The organism is Bacteroides sp. AM16-13 (genome assembly GCF_003602705.1).
GTDB classification, from domain to species: domain Bacteria; phylum Bacteroidota; class Bacteroidia; order Bacteroidales; family Bacteroidaceae; genus Bacteroides; species Bacteroides xylanisolvens.
On the sequence record NZ_QTLK01000054.1, the window covers coordinates 1 to 8,663 of the forward strand.

At 42.3% G+C, this 8,663-nt stretch carries 5 protein-coding genes; 3 read left to right on the top strand and 2 right to left on the bottom strand.

The genetic code is table 11. The annotated features are described in order from the left end of the window. Window positions 1-212: 212 nt before the first annotated feature. Together DW173_RS23340 and DW173_RS23345 are read right to left on the bottom strand one after the other, a co-directional pair. Window positions 213-2,003, bottom strand: a complete 1,791-nt coding sequence (locus DW173_RS23340; protein WP_120145325.1) for a glycoside hydrolase family 15 protein — start codon at window positions 2,001-2,003, stop codon at window positions 213-215. Between the two features lie 12 nt (window positions 2,004-2,015). Further along, the gene (locus tag DW173_RS23345; protein WP_182422565.1) at window positions 2,016-4,289 is read right to left on the bottom strand and encodes a bifunctional alpha,alpha-trehalose-phosphate synthase (UDP-forming)/trehalose-phosphatase; all 2,274 of its coding nucleotides are present in this window, start codon (window positions 4,287-4,289) and stop codon (window positions 2,016-2,018) included. Window positions 4,290-4,736: 447 nt separating this feature from the next. On the opposite strand from DW173_RS23345, the gene DW173_RS24470 reads away from it, so the two are divergent. Genes DW173_RS24470 through kdpB form a run of 3 tightly spaced genes read left to right on the top strand, consistent with a single transcriptional unit; the run spans window position 4,737 to window position 8,607 of the window. Beyond that, window positions 4,737-4,817, top strand: a complete 81-nt coding sequence (locus DW173_RS24470) for a potassium-transporting ATPase subunit F (RefSeq protein ID WP_073343870.1) — start codon at window positions 4,737-4,739, stop codon at window positions 4,815-4,817. Window positions 4,818-4,848: 31 nt separating this feature from the next. Beyond that, window positions 4,849-6,555: a potassium-transporting ATPase subunit KdpA gene (gene kdpA, locus DW173_RS23360; protein ID WP_120145326.1), complete on the top strand. Its 1,707-nt coding sequence runs from the start codon at window positions 4,849-4,851 to the stop codon at window positions 6,553-6,555. Window positions 6,556-6,573: 18 nt separating this feature from the next. Beyond that, window positions 6,574-8,607, top strand: a complete 2,034-nt coding sequence (gene kdpB / locus DW173_RS23365; RefSeq protein WP_120145327.1) for a potassium-transporting ATPase subunit KdpB — start codon at window positions 6,574-6,576, stop codon at window positions 8,605-8,607. Window positions 8,608-8,663 lie beyond the last annotated feature (56 nt).

An 8,663-nucleotide genomic window follows, 5' to 3' on the forward strand; every position in this document is an offset into this window, starting at 1 on the left:
TCGTCACGCCGATGGTACTGCGTAACAGTGGGAGAGTAGGTAGCCGCCGTTTTAAAGAAGCCTCGCTTGTCTATTGACGGGCGAGGCTTTCTGTTTTTTATTACTTTGGTATTTATACCGCCCTTTTTAGCAGATCAAATCTCATAGTAGTTTGTTCAATAGAGTTTGGTACTTTGCAAAAAGATCCAACAATGAATCAAGAGGGGCTGTTTTTAAGGACGAATAAAAGATAATCTCTTCTCTTCTTCCGCAAATAGGATAGCAGTATTCACTAATGCCAAATGTGAATATGCCTGTGGGAAATTTCCCAACTGTTCTTTGGTTTCGAAATCAATATCCTCACTGAACAATCCGAGGTGATTGGAATATTTCAGAACCTCGTCAAACAGACAACGCGCTTCTTCTTTATGTCCGGTGACAAACAGTGCTCGTATAAGCCAGAATGTACAAATCGTAAAAGCAGAAGTAGGCAACCCGAAATCATCTTTGCTGTTGTAGCGATACATAAGTCCTTTATGAAAAAGAGCTTTCCTGACAGCTTCCACTGTTTGATGATAGCGTATATCATCAGCTTCTATAAACCCATAAGGTTCCATCAATAGTAATGAAGAATCCATTGCTTGGTTGTCGTACGTTTGTGTGAAACTTTGAAGTTCTTTATTCCAGCCGTATTTCATTACGTCTTTCTTTATTTTTTCAGCTTCCAGTTGCCAACGTTCGCTATAATTGTATTTATTAAGCATTTGAGCAATTTTCGCTCCGCGATCTAGGGCTACCCAGCACATAACTTTAGAAGAAACAAAGTGTTGTCCCTCCCCTCTAATTTCCCAAATCCCTTTATCTGGTTTTTTCCAGTTTTCTACTACGGTTGCTAAAATGCTCTTTACCATCTCCCACATATCTTCAATTTCGTCCAATGTACCGGGCATGAGACGATAATATTGGTAAATCAAGTCCATCAGGTAACCAAAAGAGTCGTTTTGTTTCTGGTGGTACGCATCATTGCCTATTCGTACAGGTTTGGAGTGTTTGTAGCCGGATAAATGGTCGAGTATCACTTCAGTTAGTTGGTGCTCGCCCCGGATGCCATACATAATTTGATAATCATGTTTGGAAACGAATGTAGATTGGATAAATTTCATAAAACGTTTAGCTGCACCAGTGTGTCCGATCTGGAACATGGTTTCGATGGACATAGAAGCATCCCGGAGCCAGCAAAAACGATAATCCCAGTTGCGGACTTCTCCTACAGCTTCCGGAAGACTTGTGGTTAGTGCTGCTAATACGGCTCCGTTGTGATAGGACATTAGTTTCAGAACCAACAAACTTCGTTCGATTACGTCATTATATAGAATGTATTTCTTACTTCTGTCTGTCCAGTTCAGCCAATATACTAGCGTACGGCAATATTCTATTTTTTCCCTTTCTATGTCAATTGGAATTACTTTCTCATTATAGGAAAGCAAGAGAAATTCGTCTTTCTCAAGAATGATTTCTTTTTTCTCTTTGATGTCTTGAAGAGACAGGGAAGCATATAAATATTGTCTGTCCTTGTTGTCGAAGGAGCAGTAGGATTCGATATACTGTGGAGTGATATTAAGGATCACTTGTCCCTGCGCATAGTTCGGGGCCGGATGATAGTTGATCTTGAAACGCGGTTTCCCTTTTATCCAATGTATGTAGCGGTATAATTCGGCAGGTAAATAATGCCCTGTTTCGTCTTGTGAACGATAGCAGGGCATATAGTCGAGCACTACGAATTCTCCTTCATCAGAGGAGAACTGGGTAGAAAGGATATTGGTGTGCGGAACATAACTTTGTGTGATGCGATAGTCTCCGGCAACTTCGAATCCAAAAGCTCCCCCTTTCTCCCGGTCGAGCAGACTGGCAAAAATAGAAGGAGAATCGAAATCGGGAAAACAGAGCCATTCGATATTTCCGTTCTGCGAAATGAGGGCTGCTGTACGGCAGTTACCTATCACTCCATAATTTAAATTATTCATATTGATTGCTTTTTATTGAGTTTTTAATAGATCTTTGAGAAAGTCGAAAGCGAAAGTCAGGCGATTCTTAATACTTCCTTCTTTTGTGGCAGTTTTTTGTTTGCCTAGTAAAGATTGTAAGAATGGAAGTACGTCGGATTGAGCAGACAGATGATAGTTGGCGGCTTCGGATACGCTACCTATTTTAATGCTAATAGCGTTTTTGGGTAATGCCTGAAACATATCTTCATCTGTTGTATCGTCTCCCATCGCTATTACGAAATCGTAATGTCTGTTGGCTAATAGACGTCCCACCTCCGAGCCTTTATTGCAATCCGGCGATTTGATTTCGATCACTTTATTCCCTTGCAGAATTTGTAGTTTCTGCCGGGTGCAGATTGAGATCAGTGCATTGACAAGTTGTTGGGCTCTTAATGTGCCGAGCCATGCGTCACTTTCACGATAATGCCATGCCAGGGTTGTTTCTTTTACTTCCAGATGTGAGTGGGGAGTTCGGTCTACAAACAGTTGTAGGATAGAAAGAATACCTGCTCCCCATTCTATCTTCTTTATATTTTTATGCCAAACTCCGTTTTCTTTGTAGAAAGCTCCATGTTCGGCAGCCATAGAAAAAGGAAGGGAACCGAGCCATTTTTCTAATGTAAAATGATCCCGCCCGCTATTGATTACAATATGATTGGCGGGATCGCTAGCCAATTGTTGTAGAATAGAAATAAGTTCTGGTGTAGGTTGGGCATCTTCGGGACGTGATTTGAGAGCTGCCAGCGTACCATCGTAATCCAGCAGAACAAGGCGTTGTTTTGCCTGGTTATACTTTAACTTGATTTGTGCGATGGTAGCAGCTACGATGCGTTTTTTTCGTAACAGATCGTTTTTCATGCACGTCATGTTCAGTTCATTGACAAAGTCGGCTGCCCATTTGTTGACTGTCTGTACAGACAGAATACTTTGCATACGTTGCAAGCGCTGCTTTTGCTCCTCTTCCGGCATTTCAAGTGCCTGGCAAATCGCATTCTCTATTTGTTCCGTATCGTTCGGATTGATTTGGATAGCGTCCGTCAGTTCTACAGCGGCACCTGCCATTTCGCTAAGGATAAGTACGCCCGGATTGTCGCACTTGGTAGCTACGTATTCTTTAGCCACCAGGTTCATGCCATCCCGAAGTGGAGTGACGAGGGCTATATCGGCTACATAATACATGGCGGTCAGTTCTTCCAGCGAGAAGCCGTGGTAGAAATAACAGACGGGAGTCCAGTTCATTGTGGAGTAGCGTCCGTTGATAGAGCCGATTTCTTCGTCGATCTTTGTTTTTAGTTCCGCATAGCTGCCTACATGGTCACGTGAAGGAACGATGACCATCGCTAATGTGACCTTGCCATGATATTCGGAATGATGTTCGAGGAAGGTGGCGAAGCCATGCAGACGATGCAGTATTCCTTTACTATAGTCCAGTCTGTCTACTGACAGGATGAGTTTATGCTCGCCGAAAAGTTTCCGGGTACGTTCAATAGCTTGGTGTACTTCTTTATTTTCCGAAGCCTTATGATAAGATTCATAGTTGATTCCCATCGGTAATGCCTCTACTCTGGTCACTCGGTTGTTGATCTGCACTTCATCCAGTTTAAAGTCGAGGTGTAATACACGTTCTACGGCACTGATGAAGTGACGCATATAGTCGTGGGTATGGAAAGCAATGAAGTCGGCTCCCAATAAGCCTTTCAGTATCTCGGCACGCTCTGGCAGAATACGAAAAAGTTCGTAGGAGGGGAACGGGATATGATGGAAATAACCGATATAGAGTTCCGGATATATTTTCCTCAACATTCCTGGAAGTAGCATCAGTTGATAATCCTGTATCCATACTTTGTCACCGGGACGTATCAGCTGGCAAATCTCCTCACAGAAAAGACGGTTGACTTGTTGATAGGCTTGCCAAAAGCAGTTCTTATATAAGGTATAAGCATAAAAGTAATGACACAAAGGCCAGATAGTACTGTTACTGTATCCTTCGTAGTAATTTTCAATTTGCTTTTCCGACAAGAAGACCGGATGAAAATTCATTTCCTGTAGTTTCTCGTTAATCTCCTGTTGGTCCTTTTCTTCATTGGTACATATTCCGGGCCAACCTATCCAGTGCTTCTCATAAGAAGTCTGAAGAGAATCCAAACCTGTTGCCAGCCCGCCTTCGCTACGCGAAAATGCGAATTTGCCGTTTGTGCCGGCTACTTTGACAGGTAATCTGTTTGCAATAATATAAAGTTTCATGTCTGTCTCTTTGCAAAGCATATACCAATAGACTTGTATTAGTTGCTAATCTCTTATTATCAGTGTTTTATAAGTATTATATTTCCTTCTCTTACCTTTTCAAAATGAAAATCCCCCTTTCAAAGTGATAATTTGCTTATTTTTTCTCTTCTGAAATTCCGGAAAAGTATAAAGCTTTTCAAAATAGAATTCTTTTTTCAAAATGGAAGGGTAGGTTGGATGGATAGAAAGTATCTAATGATGTGTATCTATTTGAATATTAATACATTATCTATTTTCTGTTTTTTATGGCACGCATTTGGCATAAAGAGTGGCAAGTGAAAATTAATAGTAATCATTTAAAAGGTAAAAACATGGGAATAACACTATCATTTATTTTCTGCCTGTTAAGCGGTTTCGCTTGTTTCTGGCTATTTTGGAAATGTGTAGACTGGTTTGAGAATATTTAAAGAAAAAGGAGAATTGATTATGTACACAGCATTATTCGTATTAGGTATTGCGATCTTCGGTTATTTGATGTACGTGCTCGTCAAACCCGAAAAGTTTTAAAGTAACACACACAGTTTAAGGTAAAAAGTATATGAATACAGAAATTTTAGGCGTGGTTGTTCAGATAGCCTTGATGGTGATTCTGGCTTATCCACTGGGAAAATACATTGCCAAGGTCTACAGAGGAGAAAAGACTTGGTCTGATTTTATGGCTCCTATCGAAAGAGTCATTTATAAAGTTTGTGGAATCGACCCCAATGAAGAAATGAACTGGAAACAATTCCTGAAAGCATTGTTGATTTTGAATGCTTTCTGGTTTTTCTGGGGAATGGTACTCTTGGTTTCACAAGGATGGTTGCCCTTAAATCCGGACGGCAACGGACCGCAGACTCCGGATCAGGCATTCAATACCTGTATCAGTTTTATGGTGAACTGTAACTTGCAGCACTATAGCGGTGAAAGCGGACTGACTTATTTTACTCAACTGTTCGTCATCATGCTTTTCCAGTTTATTACCGCAGCAACAGGTATGGCTGCTATGGCAGGTATTATGAAGAGTATTGCTGCAAAAACAACCAAAACGATTGGTAACTTCTGGCAATTTCTGGTAATAAGCTGTACACGTATTTTATTGCCTCTTTCTCTGATTGTAGGTTTTATCCTGATTCTCCAGGGAACTCCGATGGGATTTGACGGTAAGATGAAGGTAACTACGATGGAAGGCCAGGAACAAATGGTTTCTCAAGGTCCTACGGCTGCGATTGTTCCTATCAAACAATTGGGTACAAATGGTGGTGGTTATTTTGGTGTAAACTCTTCTCATCCGTTGGAGAATCCGACATATCTTACTAATATGGTAGAATGTTGGTCTATCCTGATTATCCCGATGGCAATGGTACTTGCGCTGGGATTTTATACCCGCAGAAAGAAGTTGGCTTACAGTATATTCGGAGTAATGCTTTTCGCTTTTCTGGTAGGCGTATGTATTAATGTCAGTCAGGAAATGGGCGGTAATCCACGCATTGATGAACTGGGAATTGCGCAGGATAATGGTGCGATGGAGGGTAAAGAGGTCCGTTTGGGAGCCGGAGCAACGGCATTATGGAGTATTGTAACTACTGTAACCTCTAATGGTTCTGTGAATGGTATGCATGATTCTACTATGCCGCTGTCCGGAATGATGGAGATGCTGAATATGCAGATTAACACTTGGTTTGGCGGTGTAGGTGTAGGATGGATGAATTACTATACATTTATAATCATTGCAGTGTTTATCAGCGGTTTGATGGTAGGGCGTACGCCGGAATTCCTCGGCAAGAAAGTGGAAGCCCGCGAAATGAAAATCGCTACGATTGTAGCTCTGCTTCATCCGTTTGTCATTTTGGTATTTACAGCACTCTCAAGTTATATTTATGTGCACCACCCTGATTTTGTGGAAAGTGAAGGTGGATGGTTGAACAACTTGGGATTCCACGGTTTAAGTGAGCAACTTTACGAGTACACTTCTTGTGCCGCCAATAACGGTTCCGGTTTTGAAGGTTTGGGAGATAATACTTATTTCTGGAATTATACGTGTGGTATTGTTCTGATTTTGAGCCGTTTTATTCCTATCATCGGGCAGGTTGCCATTGCCGGATTACTGGCACAGAAGAAATTCATTCCGGAAAGTGCCGGCACATTGAAGACCGATACTTTGACTTTCGGAGTCATGACATTTGTGGTTATCTTCATTATTGCTGCGCTGTCATTCTTCCCGGTACATGCATTGAGCACAATTGCTGAACATTTAAGTTTGTAATACTGAATTAGAGAAGATATGAAAGATAATAAATCAGCTTCTTTGTTTCCAAAGGAGCAAGTTATAGAAAGTTTGAAACAGTCATTCGTGAAACTGAACCCACGGATGATGATAAAGAACCCGATTATGTTTACAGTAGAAGTGGCTACAGTAGTCATGCTGCTTGTAACGCTCTACTCCATTGTAAACTCTTCACAAGGTTCGTTTGCTTACAACATTGCCGTGTTTATCATTCTGTTTGTAACCTTGTTGTTTGCCAATTTTGCCGAAGCTATTGCCGAAGCACGTGGTAAAGCACAGGCCGACAGCTTGCGTAAGACTCGTGAAGAGACACCGGCAAAGAAAGTGGAAGGCAATAAAATTGTTACCGTCAGTTCTTCACAGTTGAAGAAAGGAGATGTGTTTGTTTGTGAGGCCGGAGACGTAATTCCTTCCGATGGAGAGATTATTGAAGGGCTGGCTTCTATTGATGAAAGTGCTATCACTGGCGAGTCTGCTCCGGTGATCCGTGAGGCAGGTGGCGACAAGAGTTCCGTAACGGGTGGCACGAAGGTATTGTCCGATCATATAAAGGTACTGGTGACTACTCAACCGGGAGAAAGTTTCCTTGATAAGATGATTGCATTGGTGGAAGGTGCTTCCCGTCAGAAAACCCCGAACGAGATTGCGTTGACTATTCTGCTGGCAGGTTTTACGCTTGTTTTCGTCATAGTGTGTGTTACCTTGAAACCGTTTGCCGACTATAGTCATACGGTCATCACCATTGCTTCGCTTATTTCTTTGTTTGTGTGTCTGATTCCGACAACTATCGGTGGACTTCTCTCTGCCATCGGTATTGCCGGTATGGACCGCGCGCTCCGTGCCAACGTGATTACTAAATCCGGTAAAGCAGTAGAGACTGCCGGTGATATTGATACGTTGTTGCTGGATAAAACGGGTACTATCACCATCGGTAACCGTAAAGCAACTCATTTCCATACGGCTCCGGGTGTCAATTTGCACGATTTTGTAGAGACTTGTCTGTTGTCTTCCTTGTCCGATGAAACGCCGGAAGGTAAGTCTATCGTAGAACTGGGACGCGAGTCGGGCATCCGTATGCGTAACCTGAATACAACGGGAGCACGAATGATTAAGTTTACGGCTGAAACCAAATGTTCGGGAGTAGACCTGGCAGATGGAACGCAAATTCGTAAAGGTGCTTTCGACGCTATCCGTAAGATGGTGGAAGGTGAAGGAAATGAATTCCCAAAAGAAGTGGAAGAGATTATCTCTTCTATCTCCAGCAATGGTGGTACGCCATTGGTAGTATGTGTAAACAAGAAAGTGACCGGTGTCATTGAGTTGCAGGATATTATCAAACCGGGTATTCAGGAACGTTTCGAACGTCTGCGTAAGATGGGAGTGAAGACGGTCATGGTGACAGGAGATAACCCATTAACTGCAAAATATATTGCCGAAAAAGCCGGTGTGGATGATTTTATCGCTGAAGCTAAACCGGAAGATAAGATGGAATATATCAAGAAGGAACAGCAGGCTGGTAAATTGGTTGCAATGATGGGAGACGGAACGAACGATGCTCCTGCTCTGGCACAAGCCAATGTAGGTGTAGCCATGAATAGTGGTACACAGGCGGCGAAGGAAGCCGGTAATATGGTCGATCTGGATAACGATCCGACGAAACTGATCGAGATTGTGGAAATCGGTAAACAATTGCTGATGACACGCGGTACGCTGACCACTTTCTCTATTGCCAATGATGTGGCCAAATATTTCGCAATTGTTCCTGCCTTGTTTATGATTGCTATTCCCGAATTGGCAGCTCTGAATATCATGCATCTGCATAGTCCTGAAAGCGCCATTCTTTCAGCGGTTATTTTTAATGCGATTATTATTCCGATTCTGATTCCGCTGGCTTTGCGTGGAGTGCAATACAAACCGATAGGTGCGAGTGCTTTACTTCGCCGTAATCTGTTGATCTATGGTTTGGGTGGTGTGATTGTTCCTTTTGTGGGAATCAAGTTGATAGATTTATTGGTAGGTTTATTCTTTTAATTAAACCTCAAATCCGCAACTAAGCTCTTCAGCGTCCTTCTTGCGTCTAAACGTCC